This window comes from Paenibacillus sp. J22R160 (genome assembly GCF_059692135.1).
The window spans coordinates 539,587-553,428 of sequence record NZ_JCAUAU010000001.1 but is presented as its reverse complement, the minus strand read 5'-3'; the positions used below and the strand labels follow the sequence as shown (position 1 = coordinate 553,428).

General features: G+C 39.2%; 11 protein-coding genes and 1 pseudogene. 5 read left to right on the top strand and 7 right to left on the bottom strand.

Translation table 11 applies throughout. The features are described from left to right. Window positions 1-47 precede the first annotated feature (47 nt). Together AC58UW_RS02245 and AC58UW_RS02240 are read left to right on the top strand one after the other, a co-directional pair. Window positions 48-2,690, top strand: a complete 2,643-nt coding sequence (locus AC58UW_RS02245) for an adenosylcobalamin-dependent ribonucleoside-diphosphate reductase (RefSeq protein ID WP_497419093.1) — start codon at window positions 48-50, stop codon at window positions 2,688-2,690. A 200-nt stretch (window positions 2,691-2,890) separates the two neighbouring features. Further along, the gene (locus tag AC58UW_RS02240; protein WP_497419092.1) at window positions 2,891-4,483 is read left to right on the top strand and encodes a TniQ family protein; all 1,593 of its coding nucleotides are present in this window, start codon (window positions 2,891-2,893) and stop codon (window positions 4,481-4,483) included. Window positions 4,484-4,571: 88 nt separating this feature from the next. Here AC58UW_RS02240 and AC58UW_RS02235 read toward each other — a convergent pair whose 3' ends face one another. The 4 genes and pseudogenes from AC58UW_RS02235 to AC58UW_RS02220 form a co-directional block, all read right to left on the bottom strand. Beyond that, window positions 4,572-4,859, bottom strand: coding sequence for a hypothetical protein (locus AC58UW_RS02235; protein ID WP_497419091.1), 288 nt, complete (start codon window positions 4,857-4,859; stop codon window positions 4,572-4,574). Between the two features lie 285 nt (window positions 4,860-5,144). Beyond that, window positions 5,145-5,429, bottom strand: a pseudogene (locus AC58UW_RS02230) (CPCC family cysteine-rich protein); the annotation flags it as partial. Window positions 5,430-5,543: 114 nt separating this feature from the next. Beyond that, the gene (locus AC58UW_RS02225; RefSeq protein WP_497419090.1) at window positions 5,544-6,155 is read right to left on the bottom strand and encodes a glycyl radical enzyme family protein; all 612 of its coding nucleotides are present in this window, start codon (window positions 6,153-6,155) and stop codon (window positions 5,544-5,546) included. A gap of 102 nt (window positions 6,156-6,257) precedes the next feature. After that, window positions 6,258-7,868, bottom strand: a complete 1,611-nt coding sequence (locus AC58UW_RS02220; protein WP_497419089.1) for an RCC1 domain-containing protein — start codon at window positions 7,866-7,868, stop codon at window positions 6,258-6,260. Between the two features lie 291 nt (window positions 7,869-8,159). Here AC58UW_RS02220 and AC58UW_RS02215 point away from each other — a divergent pair, with 291 nt between their 5' ends. From AC58UW_RS02215 to AC58UW_RS02205, 3 genes are read left to right on the top strand one after another with little or no spacing between them, the layout of a single operon-like run. Then, window positions 8,160-8,807, top strand: a complete 648-nt coding sequence (locus AC58UW_RS02215) for a Tn7 transposase TnsA N-terminal domain-containing protein (RefSeq protein ID WP_497419088.1) — start codon at window positions 8,160-8,162, stop codon at window positions 8,805-8,807. A gap of 51 nt (window positions 8,808-8,858) precedes the next feature. Beyond that, complete coding sequence (locus AC58UW_RS02210) at window positions 8,859-10,946, top strand: TnsB C-terminal domain-containing protein (protein ID WP_497419087.1); 2,088 nt, start codon at window positions 8,859-8,861, stop codon at window positions 10,944-10,946. Then, window positions 10,927-11,919: a TniB family NTP-binding protein gene (locus AC58UW_RS02205; protein WP_497419086.1), complete on the top strand. Its 993-nt coding sequence runs from the start codon at window positions 10,927-10,929 to the stop codon at window positions 11,917-11,919. Before AC58UW_RS02210 ends, AC58UW_RS02205 begins: the two co-directional genes overlap by 20 nt. A gap of 2 nt (window positions 11,920-11,921) precedes the next feature. Here the strand turns inward: AC58UW_RS02205 and AC58UW_RS02200 are convergent, their stop codons facing one another. Genes AC58UW_RS02200 through AC58UW_RS02190 form a run of 3 tightly spaced genes read right to left on the bottom strand, consistent with a single transcriptional unit; the run spans window position 11,922 to window position 13,831 of the window. Continuing rightward, on the bottom strand, window positions 11,922-12,239 hold the full coding sequence (locus AC58UW_RS02200; protein WP_497419085.1) for a hypothetical protein: 318 nt from the start codon (window positions 12,237-12,239) through the stop codon (window positions 11,922-11,924). Between the two features lie 4 nt (window positions 12,240-12,243). Further along, window positions 12,244-13,404 (bottom strand): EVE domain-containing protein, encoded by a 1,161-nt coding sequence (locus tag AC58UW_RS02195; protein ID WP_497419084.1) that lies wholly within the window; start codon window positions 13,402-13,404, stop codon window positions 12,244-12,246. Then, window positions 13,397-13,831 (bottom strand): DUF6884 domain-containing protein, encoded by a 435-nt coding sequence (locus tag AC58UW_RS02190; RefSeq protein ID WP_497419083.1) that lies wholly within the window; start codon window positions 13,829-13,831, stop codon window positions 13,397-13,399. The genes AC58UW_RS02195 and AC58UW_RS02190 overlap by 8 nt, the downstream gene beginning before the upstream one ends. Between the last annotated feature and the right edge of the window lie 11 nt (window positions 13,832-13,842).

Below are 13,842 nucleotides of genomic sequence, written 5' to 3'. Positions count from 1 at the left end.
AATCTAGTTGGAGCTGAATCTGTAGCTTATTGGGAGGGCATTTATCAATGGGGATTTCGCAATCAAGTAAGAGGCTGGAAGGGTTAAGCGAGAAAATATTTTTGGATCGCTATGCACTCAAGAATGCGGATACGAGCTTTGCTAAGGTAGGGGACACCGTGCTCGTATTGACGAAGGATGATCCCAAATTCCCAGCCAAAGAAGTAGGCGAAATTATTAGCCGTGAAGGCGACATCGTTCAAGTAAGAACACGCAGCGGTGAGACAGTCAAATCTAAGGTAGAGAAGCTTACGCTAAACATAGAAAAGACACCTGAAGAACTGTGGGATCGTTTGGCCGGAGCCATGGCTTCCGTAGAAGCGACACCCGAGAAACGCAGCGAATGGACAGAAAAATTTAGATATATTTTAGATGATTGGAAACTTGTTCCAGGTGGACGAATTGCGGCAGGAGCGGATGCAAGTGATGAATTAACGCTGTTCAACTGCTATGTCATTCCTTCTCCTCACGATAGCCGAGGGGGCATTATGAGCACGCTTTCTGAAATGACGGAAATTATGTCACGCGGCGGCGGAGTCGGCATCAATCTATCTTCCCTTCGTCCACGGCGTTCTGTTGTGAAGGGAGTTAACGGTTCTTCGAGCGGAGCAGTATCCTGGGGCGGCTTGTTCAGCTATACAACGGGTTTGATCGAGCAAGGCGGCAGCCGTCGGGGCGCCCTTATGCTGATGATTAATGACTGGCATCCTGATCTAGAGGATTTCATTACGGTGAAATCAACCATGGGGCAAATCACCAATGCCAATTTATCCGTTTGCGTAAGCAATGGGTTTATGAAGGCTGTGAAGGAAGATTTGGAATGGGAACTCGTCTTCCCAGATACGACGGATCCTGAATATAACGACAAATGGGACGGCAATTTGGAAGCTTGGAAACAGCTTGGCAAAACCGTCAAGCCTTACCGCACAGTAAGAGCTCGTGAAGTATGGCACACAATAATTGAGTCTGCTTGGAAATCAGCTGAACCTGGTGTTGTATTCATGGAATACTACAACCAAATGTCGAACAGCTGGTATTTCAATCCGATTATTTGTACGAATCCTTGCGGGGAGCAGGGGCTTCCAGCTTGGGGAGTCTGCAACTTATCCGCGATTAACTTATCGAAGTTTTATGATGCGGAGAAACACGATGTCGATTGGGCGGATCTGGCAACGGTTGTCCGTTACTCGACGCGTTTCCTCGATAATGTCATTGACAAGACGCCTTATCATTTTGAAGAAAATCGTGAGAATCAGCAGAAGGAACGCCGCGTTGGCCTAGGATCAATGGGCTTAGCGGAATTAATGATTAAGTTGAAAATTCGTTACGGCAGTCCGGAATCCTTAGTGTTTTTAGACAAAATCTACGCTTTCATGGCAAGAGAAGCTTATCTCGCATCGGCTGAGATTGCCTGCGAGAAAGGATCTTTCCAAGCTTTTATCGCAGATAAGTTCCTAGAGAGCGGCTTTATGAAAAATATGACCCATGTATTCCCAGAAGTTGGCGAAGCCATTAAGAAGAGCGGCATGCGCAACGTAACGGTCATTACGCAGGCTCCTACGGGAAGCACAGGGACCATGGTTGGCACTTCAACGGGTATTGAACCGTACTTTGCATTTGAATATTTCCGTCAAAGCCGCCTGGGCTTCGATAAGCAATATGTGCCGATCGCTCAAGAATGGAAAGACGCCAATCCGAATCAGGAATTGCCGGATTACTTCGTAACTTCCATGACCTTGACGGCTGAAGATCATATCCGAGCACAAGCAGCGATCCAAAAGTGGGTTGATAGCTCGATCTCCAAAACAGCGAATTGCCCATCCGATTTCACAGTTGAAGAGACCAAACGGTTGTATGAATTGGCTTTTGATCTCGGCTGTAAGGGTGTCACTATCTACCGTGATGGAAGCCGCGATGTGCAGGTTCTTAGCACAAGCGCTGACAAGAAAGAGGAGAAGAAAGAAGAGAAGGAAGAAGCAGCACCTGTTGCTGTAGCAGCGGAAGCAGTGAAGGAAGAAGCCAGCTTAACGAATCTCTCAGGCAAGCTTGCGGTTAATGTTGACGCGAAAACAGAGCAAGTTTTCGATAAGCAATATAAGCGCCGTCCGCAAATTTTGCGAGGCGCAACATATAAAGTGAATACACCATTCGGCATGGCGTATATCACGATTAATGATATGAACGGAACGCCGAGTGAAATTTTCCTCAACGTGGGCAAAGCCGGATCAGACGTATTTGCGATGTCTGAAGCACTTGGCCGCGTGTGCTCGTTGTTCTTGCGCTACGGCGACCATGGGGACAAAGTGAAGCTGCTCGTGAAGCACTTGAAAGGCATTGGCGGCTCCGGCGCCATTGGATTCGGCACGAACCGCGTCGAGTCTATCGCTGATGCGGTTGCCAAAGCGCTCGAGCAGCACGACGAAGTGATGAACGAGCAAGACGACGCGCGGAACTACGTGACCGCGACGAGTGAAGTGCTGGATGCGCCAGCTCCGGCACCGGTGGTTGCTCCTAGCGGGCACTCCGCGCATGGCGGCAGCACAGCTAGCGCCGCGACGAAGGACTTGTGCCCGTCTTGCGGGTCCGCTTCGCTGATTAACAGCGAAGGGTGCAAGAATTGCGCGAACTGTGGCTATAGTCGCTGTTCGTAGGAAAACCAGGGGGAGTTCCCCTGGTTTTTTGTGAAATTCCAGAAATAATTAGAATTGTTTCAAAAATCGATGGACGATTTATTTCAAAATTCGTTGGAATGGATTATCATGCGCAAAAATGAATAAATATACATCAAGGGTAGGCGATGAGGGAACATTGCCTACCCTTATTATATTTTTGGTCTGGGGAGATTATTGAAATGGAGTTTTCTAACCAAGTAGAAATGTATTCCAATGAATCTTATGAAGGATACCTTCATCGAGTAGCAATCATAAACCACCGTACTATAAATGACATTGGTTTCAAGTATATTCGAGATTACACACAAGAAAGAGATCTTCAATATAATTTGGAACAGGTTTTTGCACTTACAGGATTAAACAAATCATTAGACGAAGTTTATCCTTATGTTTGGTATTTGCAGGGTTTAACATTGCCTGAATGGAAAACAAAACAATATTCTCGGTATTGCTCACAATGCCTACAAACAGTTGTATACCATAGGTCTGAATGGTGCTTGACTCACCATACGTTCTGTTATCAACATAGAGTCTTTCTGTTGGAGAATTGTCCAAGATGCTTTGAGAAAATAAAAGTAATCGATACAGTAAAGGGACATTGTAGCCAGTGTTCTTATAGTCTTAAGGACTGCAATATGATCGAAATGGATATGACTCAACTTGGTGAATTATATTTACAAGAAACTGGTGAATTCTGTGGGGTTGATTCACCTTATTTGTCACTTCACTTGAGTCGCACTGAACAACTGATATTAACTCAGTGGTTAGCATATTACTTGGTAGAAAAGACGAACCTTTACGAACTAAACTTGGGTATCACGGAAAAGAAGCGTTTAGCTTTTAATGGTTATTGCAGGGATACAAAACTTCAATTTGAGGTAATGACTAATGCTAGGCAATTATTAACAGGTTGGCCAACAAAATTAATTTTGTTTTTGAAAGAGCAGTTCTTGGATAACAACGATAAAATCCAAACTTTCTTTTTTAATTTTGTTTATCATAACAGAAATGAAAACATTAAAAGAGTTTTATGGAACTCTTACTGTAAAGAAATAGGTTTTAAGAGGTATACAAACTTTGAAAGTGAACATATACAATGGGACCTTAATTATATAGCTTTGGATGATTTGAGATTGAAATGTGATGTTTATCATGAATCCTTTTGTACATTACTTCATGATTTAAAGGTTGAAATCATCAAGCACCCTAGATATGAACGCAAAATTCTACATAAAGATTATATACCTGAAGTTCTGAATCGAATTAAAGATTTGAAGCAAATACCTCGTTATTACACCTTAAAGGAATTAGCTGTACTTCTAGACAGAAATGAATCCTCTCTTGAAGTCATTTGTGAATACTTAAAGGTATCAGTTAGGAAAATTGTTGATGTGGATTGTTACCATCTTGAGTCACTGAAAGAACATTCGGAGAAGTTCAATATTTATATTAGCTTACATGACATTTCAGAGCAGAGTGTTTGGGACCTCTATACATTAAATCACTTTTTAAAGAAAAATAATTTGAAAGAGGTTTATTCGTCCAGAGTGGGTTCAATGAAAAAGCTTTATTTTAAAACGGAGGTAATGAGTGTCATTCTAAATCTAAGTAATAACTTTGAAGATTACATATTAAGAAGGGAAGCAATGAAAAGACTCGGCGATGAATTATTTAGAAAGGCAGAATTGGAGGCTTATTACCCGCGAGTATCTCCAAACGGTAGAACCTTTTTTTTGAAATCATCGATAGAAGAAATTCTGAAATTAAAATAAATCCAATGGCAAGAACAGTTGATTCATTCCTATTTGAATAATAGTCTTAGCCACAGCTTTGTTCAACTATCGTTCTGCATATGAACAATCATTTGGAGTCAACAATATCATCGAACCGTGTAGCTAACTTGATAAATTTTTCACCCCAACCACTCTCAATTGATATTTCTTGGAATGATCCAGTTGGACCAAACAAGTTTATTAGCTCAGATATTGCTTTATCTTCTCCAAGTTTGAGCCCCTGTTTGAGCGTATCTAAGGTCGTTAGTACATCCTCAACGTTTTCGAAACGCGACCATGTGACATCAGTATTTGGAGAGTCTATCAAATTCCTTAATTCAATTAACAATTCCAATAAATCATTAAGATTGTGCAATATGTATCACTCCCAATTTCCTAACATAGAAAGTCAATTATTTCCTTCAATAGTAATATTCAATTTTTCAAGCAATGCATTAACCACACCTAGTGCTTCATCTCTTTGCTTGAAATCAGAAGTACAAAATCTAATCAATTCTAAATCGTTTTCTGTATGTTTTATGAGCTCTGTAATTTCATCGGGCACAGCTATCCATGATAAGCTATGTTCTAATTCAGCAATGCTAAAAGTACCTTTAATGAACTTACGACAAGCTAACTTGAACTCGTACAGACTGTCATTAATTGGATTCCAATCAGGGTCTCTTTTGTCTTGCATTGTTGGTTTTCTAACATTTTGGGTTGCTTTTTCTTCGCAAGCACCATATCGAATATAATTCTTTTGTGCCTCCACCAAGGGGATTGAATTTGCTCCTAAATCATATTCATTCATTTTTTGAAATGGGTCATCTTCCCAAAAGCAAATTGGACATATGTCATAATTCCCATCACTGCCAATCGTTTTATACCCACAACATGGGCAAGAGTATTTTTTCACATTACACCTCAATGGCTTTTTATTTATCATAAAACATCTAACATCTTATTGCACGATTCTGCCCGTTACATGTATGAACAAAAAAAGCTGCCGCGAGGCAAGCTCCTTCACTATTGTTTTCCGTTAAAAGCATCGTTACATTGACTAAGATAATAAAACATATACATTTTTCATGAAACTATTTAGTTTTTTTATGGTTTCACGATCACTATAAATCAATGTTAAATGTTGACCATCATTAAAGTAGTAATACTGTTTTGAATCGCTTTTTGAAGCTAACTTCCCTAATTTTCGTAACAGATTGAAGTCTACCCAATCATCTTCGAATATTATATCCCAATTGAATTTCACTCCATCATACTCGAAAGATATCTTTGCTATCTCATCATCAAAATCTACAGAACTTTCCACGTTTTTTAAAACAAATTCGCCCTTGGAAAGTTTAGTGAACTGATCAACTAGATAGTAATAAATTTTCTCATCATCCACACATTCTGCATCAAAATTCCAAATGTCACTAGAAAATCGTATCACGTTATCTTCTTCATCAATAAGTTCAGCGCCACAAACTGTAAGAAGCAAACCATAGGGATCATCTTCATAGATGTCTCTCTCAAAATGTATTATTAATGAATCTATCAGATCTTTATCATCGACGAGATTAAATTTAAATCCAAGTTGTTTAAGGGTAAGTATCTGTTCTTCAAGCGAAATACTAGCATTCTTTTTCTTTCGATTGCTAAATAGACCGAACATTGTTTGTAACCTCCCAGCTGTCTTCTGCAATTTAATAATTAAATCATTAATTGCCTTTAACTTGATGAGGCTACGAGTCAAGTTAAAGGCAACCTTACCGAATCAATATATCTTTAAATCTATTAGCTTGTTACTCGCATCCCATATAACTTGCCCACCGAAGGATTCAGTGATAAAACGCAATGGAACAAGTGTTAATTCATTCTTAATTACTGCGACTTGATCAAGGAGCACTTTTTCGTCGTTGATATATGCCGTGTCAGAGTTGACTGAAAGCTTCACGGTTACATTTCCTCTAGTAGCTGAAATGGACTGTGTAATACTATCCCAATCTATGGTAGCCCCTAACGACTCAAATATCTTTCGAAGCGGTACCATAGTTGTCCCATTAATTATCTCTGGATATTGTTGAAAAGATAATATATCTCCGTTTAGCCTCACTTTAATTATTGAGGGTATAGATACTTTAATAGGTTCGTTAAAACTCCATCCGCCTGGGCCTACTTGCCCCACCTGATTGAATCCCCAAGCCCAAGCGGTACCATTATTGTCTAATGCAACAGTGTGTGTGCCGTCATAATAATAACGATTTCCACTAACTTGAATTATAGAATTAATTTTAGAATTTAAGGTCATTTCCGACACCCCCTCGTAACTTCCGTTGCCGAGTTGGCCGAGATTATTCTTTCCGAGACCCCAAATGGAGCTATCCTTCTTCAAAATGATCACAGAGTGATCCGCATAATTGCTTTGAGATGAAAGCAGTATTGTCTTTACGTCGGTGAGTGCGGGTACCATCTCTGGAACAGCATGAACATATGATTGATCCATGCCCTTCAATTTAAATATATCAGGTCCCCACTGAAAGACAGAGCCATCCTCAGTAATAGCAGCGCTTGAGGCACGTCCAAGAGTCATGATTGCTTTAATATTACTCGTATTTTGTACTTGTACCGGAAGGAAACTTCCTTCATTTATTATTCCAGTACCTAGGGAGCCATCTTTATTCAGTCCCCATGCCCATACAGTCCCATCTTTTTTTAAGGCTAGACTGTAATTTGTACCGGCTGCAACTTGTATGACATCAGTTAGTCCAATAACCTGAACTGCGGTGGAATGTTTTGCACGAGAATCCCCGCTTCCAACCTGTCCTGACATATTATTTCCCCATGCCCATACAGTTCCGTCCTTTTTTAACGCGAGGACATGGGTCCCTCCTGCAGAAACAGCAATAACATTTTTTAAATCTTTTACTTGAACAGGTTTAGTTTCATCGTTTTTTATCCAATTTGCTTGTAGGTCTTTTGGTGATACAACAATGTTTTCAATATTGCCCAATTGTCCCATGTGACCGTGTCCCCATGACCAAACAGTTCCATCCTGTTTTAGTGCAATCGAAAAGTCAGAACCTGCTGAAATAGAAGTAACATCTGTTAATTCCGAAATTCGCTGTGGTTTCGCACGATAATTTTCCGAAAACATACCATTTCCGGTAGTGCCATCTGCTAACTGGCCATATGTATTATCGCCCCATGCCCAAACGGTTCCATCCTTAAGTAACGCTAGATTAAAACAATATCCAGAAGAGATCTGGAGTATATCCCCTTTGTCTGTTTCGGAATACGCAATATCTGATGAAAAGTAATTCGCAAAAATAAGTATAGACAGAGAAAAAATAAAATATCTAACAGTTATTTTACAGACTTGAACCACAATATTTCCTCCTATGATACATTATCAATTGATTTAACGAGTGATACTTGATGACAGCATAATATTTATTCGTCAGAAAGTGGGGGTTCCCTTTTTCTGTAATAAAGGATTGCTGCTTAAAACTCCACGTTGAGTAACCGAATGAAAGTCTACATCTTTATTTTCACGGTCTAATACTATATATTTCTACATTAACTCAGCCATTTTTTCTTCTTATCGCGTATTGAGCAAAAGAAGTTTGCGGAATTTACATTTTGGGAACAATGGATTCTAACGAATTCTGTTATAAGGATGAGATCTATGAACCTTAAACCGGCCCGAAAAATCCGGCCAACCAAAGGACCTAATTACAGGTGTAAAATTTCCAGGTCCAAGAACTTGAGCATTGTTCACTCGGAAAGTTTATTAGAACGTGATTTCGTAAAGATGTGTAATTTTGACTCCTCTATATTAGAGATCTACTTTCAGCCTTATGGTATTAGGTATCACTATAAAGGAATTAGACGTAGATATTTCCCTGACTATTTGCTTTTGACCAAGGATGGTCGTTACTTACTTGTTGAAGTCAAGCTGAAAAAGTACACAGACACTGATTTAAATAAGGCCAAGTTCATTGTTGGGCAAGAATTTTGTCGTGAGAGAAATTGGACATATCATGTGGTCACAGAAGATCAAGTGAGACCGGGATTTTTTCAAAGAAATCTTTCCTTATTACTTGAAGTGAAATGTCACGAATCGGATCCGGTAGTGACGGAGTATATTCAGACTGTTCTGCAATTTGAGGGGCCATTAAGTATTCAAGATTTAAGAAAGAAATGTAAATTGGTCGATGGTCCAACATTAATGATCAACTTATATAAGCTAATTTACACGAATACAGTGCATACGGATTTGATTTCCCGAAAATTATCAGACGACTCAAGTGTTTGGGTCAGCTAAGGAAGGATAATTATGTCAAGATGTAGTTTTTCTTATGGAACAAAGTTTCTTATGGACGGCGTTGAACACGTCGTTAAAAGATTAGATCGGAATGAAGTGGTCGTTGAACTGATTAAATATAAGCAAACTAAGAGTTACAATGTTCGTGAACTTGAAGAGGCATGGGATGAAGAACGATTGGCTTTTGAGGATCCAGGTAAAAGACTTGGTAAAATAAAACTTGATTTAGGGCAGTTGACCGAAGAGGAAAACAGAATAATCAAGTTGAAACTAAAAATACTAGAACCAGTAATTAAAGGTTATTATCACACTATAAATTTAGACGTATATTTGGCAGATTTACGGTCTAAAGGTATTGAAATATGTAAAGCCACATTTTATAACTGGAAGCAACTTTGGGAGGATTACGGTGATGCAAGGTTCTTATTGAATGGTAAACCTGGTCCCAAGAAACGCAGAACTGAAAAGGAAGTACTCGATGTTCTTGGAAAGATCATGGATGAAAACATCTATGGTGGTGAGCATGTTAACTACCACCTAGTTTATGGCGAGTATAAAGATAGCATCAATAAAATAAATGAATTGAGAGAAATTGACAAACAGGTCATCGTTCGATCTTTTCAAACAGTTTGGAGAATAATTAAGGAAAAACGTGATAGATACCGAGAACAGAAAGCTAGAGAAGGACACGTTGCTGCTAATCTTGAAAAAAGTGGTTCTCAAAGCACAGCGAAACCCGAGCGACCACTACAGCGAGTTGAGTTGGATTGGACTCCTGTTGATCTATACTTAGTTGACCCGGTTACTTTGAAGGCTAAAAAACCTTGGCTTATCTATGCAATCGATGTTTACTCAGGAAATCCGTTAGGCTTCTACATAACATTCGAACATCCTGATTCTTTTGCAATAAAACAATGTCTTCTTCATTGCTTCTTACCCAAAGTTTATGTGAAGAAGCTATATCCTGAAATTAAAAATGTATGGACAGCGTACGGGATTCCAAAGGAGATCGTCGTTGATAACGCATCGTCTAATAACTCATATGATCTCGAAGACGTCTTTAATTATTTTGGTATCGATCCACTGTTCCCAGAAGTTGCTGCTGGACATAAAAAGGGAACAGTTGAGAGAGGTTTAAAATCATTTAATGATATTATTCACACATTAAAAGGTACGAGCTTTTCGAATATTTTCGAACGTAAACACTACGACTCAGAAGGAAAAGCATGTATTACTTTGCAGGCGTTTTATTACATTGCTCATATAATATTCATTGACATCATTTCACACAATTACAGTCAAAGGCGCTTGGGTGGAACACCTCACGAAAATTGGGAAAAAGGTTTTCTGGAGAATCCACATCTATCCAAAGACCTACCATTTACGAAAAAAGAAATAAAACTCGCACTCTGCGGTGGTAGGGAGAGAAGAATTATTCAAAGTAAAGGAGTCGTTCTAGAAAGAGTATGGTATACAAGTGATGAGTTAATGAAATTAAGATATCGCCTTCTACAGGAAGGGCGCGAAGAAACACAAGTTGTTATTCGTTATGATTTTTCAGATGTCCGTAAGTTGTATGTGGAGAACCCATATGATCATTCGTTTATAGAAGCGCACGCTGACTCGAGTATACTACAGGACTATGAAAAGGAATTCAGTGTTGAACCTTCACTTCCAATTCCATTTCAACAAATAAGAGCAATTTGCCTCGAATTGGGGCGTGATGCAAGAGGCTTTGACGATAGTCATGTAATACAAGCAATTAAGGAGATTAAGAAAATTCAGAAGGAACAAGAAAACGATAAAAAGAATGGCTATGTCAAGACGTTACAGGAAGAAAAGAACATTTTAGAAGGCCTTGCGCAGCAGAAATTTCAGCTGGATGAATTAAGTGGAATTACAGAACCCGAGACTTTCCAATATGTAGGGGAACTCACTGCAGAAGAACTAAAGAGCACCTCCAGCCTCGGAGGTAGAGTTGATGTCGATAATCAACAGAAATCTCAGCCATCTGTAGGAAGGGAGCAGTCTCAGGAGTGTTCCATTGATAACTTAGAACAAGTAGTTGAAGCCTCAGACTCGTTGCCAGTCTATAAAGTAAGGTACAGGGGAGGAAATCATGAGCAAGAGGCATTATGAACGATTGAAAGGCATTTCAATAACTGAAGAAGAATTAGCTCGGAGACTGGGCGTATTCGAGTCTATAGTAATTACTCATAAAAAATTTGAAGAGCTATATGAGACGATTCGAGAATGTCATGTCCTGCAGAAATATAGTCCAAACAAAAAAGGAATTTGTTTTCTAGGAGAGACTGGCGCTGGTAAATCAACTCTATTAAAAATCTATGAGGAAGATAATCCGAGTTTTAAAAAGAAAAAAATTATTAATGGACACGAATGTACATCAAAAATTACTCCTGTATTACGGGTAGAGTTAGATTCAAATTCAAAGCCGGCAAATGTCGCATCAAAAATGTTAGAGGTGCTTGGAGAGCCATATTACTATAAGGGGTCTGAAAAGGATCTTACATTTAAACTTAAAAGATATTTAGAAGACGGCGAAGTTGAATTAATCATTATAGACGAGTTGCAACATCTTGTAGATACTGATACCAAACGTGTTATTAAGAAAGCTGCTGATTGGTTAAAACAGCTGCTTAATGATGTAAATATACCTATTGTGTTTAGTGGAATTAGAGAAGAAGCAAACAAAATATTCAAAAATAATGACCAATTGGATGAACGATTCCCGCATAAAATATTTTTTTCGGGATTTAAATACTCAGATGATAAACAGAGCAATGAATTTCGAGCCTTTCTGAAAAATATGGATTGTGAGCTTCCATTAGCTGAGAATTCCAATTTATCTGATCCATATCTAACAGAAAAAATCTACTATGTCACCCTAGGAATGCCGCGTACTCTCAATCACTTATTATATTATTCTCTCAAAATTGTACTTAAAAATGGATCCGACAAGATAGAGGAAAAAGATTTAAAGGAAGCCTTCGATATGTTGACTTTCTCGACTAGGCCTAAAGCAATTAATTCATTTAATGGTAAACCCTTTGATTTAAAAATCGCCTTAGAAAAGGAAGGCTTGAAGATGTGAGTTTACTTAGGGTTATACCCCATTTGGGATAAACGTTTGCGAGCAGCATCACGTTCCTCGTCCGTAAAAAGCTCGGCAAACTCCGAATGGTAACCAACAAGCGCCTCGACTGTAAGATCAAGCCTTCCCCTTTTCCATAACTCTGAGAAGCCATCACTTGCTGTTGAGGATAATACAAACTTCTTGGCTGTGCGTATCGATTCGTCGGGAGAAGTTAACATTTGAACGAATCGGTTTGCATTGTAGTTCAAGTCCTTTTTTGCGATTTGATAAATGTTGAGCATTGCTCGATGAAACGCTATTTTTAGAGGTTCAATCATTGCTTCACACCTTCTCCTTCAATAGTTGTTTGAGTTCGACCATTTTGATCCAAGGGCGTTTTCGGTGTAGCATACGATGACAATTCGAGCAGACCAAGGCAATATCCTCGATCTTAGCATGATATTCACCTGACATCTCAGAGATAGGGGTAGTATGGTGCCCTTCAATGAAATCTTCCCCTATCGCTCCATATTGCTCCACGAACGAAAAACTACAAGCCATACATCTAAGTTCCCCATGCAGATTTTTGAATTTTTCCTTTGCCGCTTTGATTAGATGAGGGTTTCGCTCAATGATACGATGCTGTCGATACACCCGCTTACCCTCTGGGAACAGATAGGCCTCTTCATCATCTTCACGAAAATCAACCTCAGGTTTACCCCAAAGTTTATTTAGTTCAGTGGCGTGCACATCGCTAATTTTATAATTTGTTTGATTAGCCATTCGCAGAATCAGTAAATCTTGAAGAACCTTATTTTCTAAGATTTTTTTCCGGGGAAGAAAGCCGTCGATTACTTTTACTTCTTGCAGTTCAACCGGAACACCTAACCCGGGTACCTTCCATTCATCTGTCTTCCAATATTGTGACGCTTCTTCATCTGTACGTATGGTTGGTGGCCCAACGATTATCCCCCTTGCAATAATACCACCATTACCTGGTTGATCAGACTCAGTTCTCCATAAAAAAACCTCATCTCCTGTCTTTATTTCTTGCTCAAAATGCTTTTGACGGAGGCTCCACCAGATATATCTTCTGTCCATTACATACTTGTTGATATCAAATTTGTTTGGATTACCTTGAAAAATCCAGGTCGTATACTCCATTCCGTCCGGCTGTTGAATAAGTTTTAGCGAGACTGGTTTTGAGTATTGCACTTCCACCTCCGGTAATAAGGAGAATAACGCCATGATAAACGAAGAACGATGCCTTGCTTGCCCAGGTATATCGTCAGCTGTTATTACTCTCTTTTCGTATAAAGCATCCCACGCGTCAGAGATCCACTTTTTTAGAACCAGCTGGGGATCTCCTTTAGTTTCAACTAAAAAGCCGTCTTCTGATACTTTGTGAATCGTATTTAATTTGTTTTGAGATAATGTCAAGACACGATTCTGGTTCACTTCTGCAGTTCTCACTAGTCTTAACCATATCGATTCATTAAACATGCTGTAACCGCTCCTTGTACCATTGTAATTGCTGTCCTATTCCTAGACCTTTAAGTGGTTTCTTACAACAGTATCCAGCTTGCTCGAGAAGCGGAATTAGAAATTTGGTGTAGTCTTCACCTGCATGAAAATACAGATCAACACCCTTGGACGGAAATTTCTTAATGATTTGTTCTGCTACTGCTAATGACCATATTCTCTTCTTTTCAGCGGGAGCTTTCACTAATGTTACATCGTATGGATTCAAACTATAGGACGGTTCGATTAGATGATGTTTTGCACTTAATATGAACCAAGCGTCATAGTTCATCATTAAGTATCGGGAGGTTAATGAGAACAAGTTTGATTCACTATATAATTCAATTGCCTCACTGGCATAGTCCTTCTTTTTCTTCGTGCATGCAACAAATCCTATCTTAGATCTCATAAAATGCCCCC

Bases quoted from the DNA above. Each gene is read 5' to 3' on its own strand.
- AC58UW_RS02245 (WP_497419093.1), top strand. From the start codon at position 48: ATGGGGATTTCGCAATCAAGTAAGAGGCTGGAAGGGTTAAGCGAGAAA.
- AC58UW_RS02240 (WP_497419092.1), top strand. From the start codon at position 2,891: ATGGAGTTTTCTAACCAAGTAGAAATGTATTCCAATGAATCTTATGAA.
- AC58UW_RS02225 (WP_497419090.1), bottom strand. From the start codon at position 6,155: ATGTTCGGTCTATTTAGCAATCGAAAGAAAAAGAATGCTAGTATTTCG.
- AC58UW_RS02215 (WP_497419088.1), top strand. From the start codon at position 8,160: ATGAGATCTATGAACCTTAAACCGGCCCGAAAAATCCGGCCAACCAAA.
- AC58UW_RS02210 (WP_497419087.1), top strand. From the start codon at position 8,859: ATGGACGGCGTTGAACACGTCGTTAAAAGATTAGATCGGAATGAAGTG.
- AC58UW_RS02205 (WP_497419086.1), top strand. From the start codon at position 10,927: ATGAGCAAGAGGCATTATGAACGATTGAAAGGCATTTCAATAACTGAA.
- AC58UW_RS02200 (WP_497419085.1), bottom strand. From the start codon at position 12,239: ATGATTGAACCTCTAAAAATAGCGTTTCATCGAGCAATGCTCAACATT.
- AC58UW_RS02195 (WP_497419084.1), bottom strand. From the start codon at position 13,404: ATGTTTAATGAATCGATATGGTTAAGACTAGTGAGAACTGCAGAAGTG.
- AC58UW_RS02190 (WP_497419083.1), bottom strand. From the start codon at position 13,831: ATGAGATCTAAGATAGGATTTGTTGCATGCACGAAGAAAAAGAAGGAC.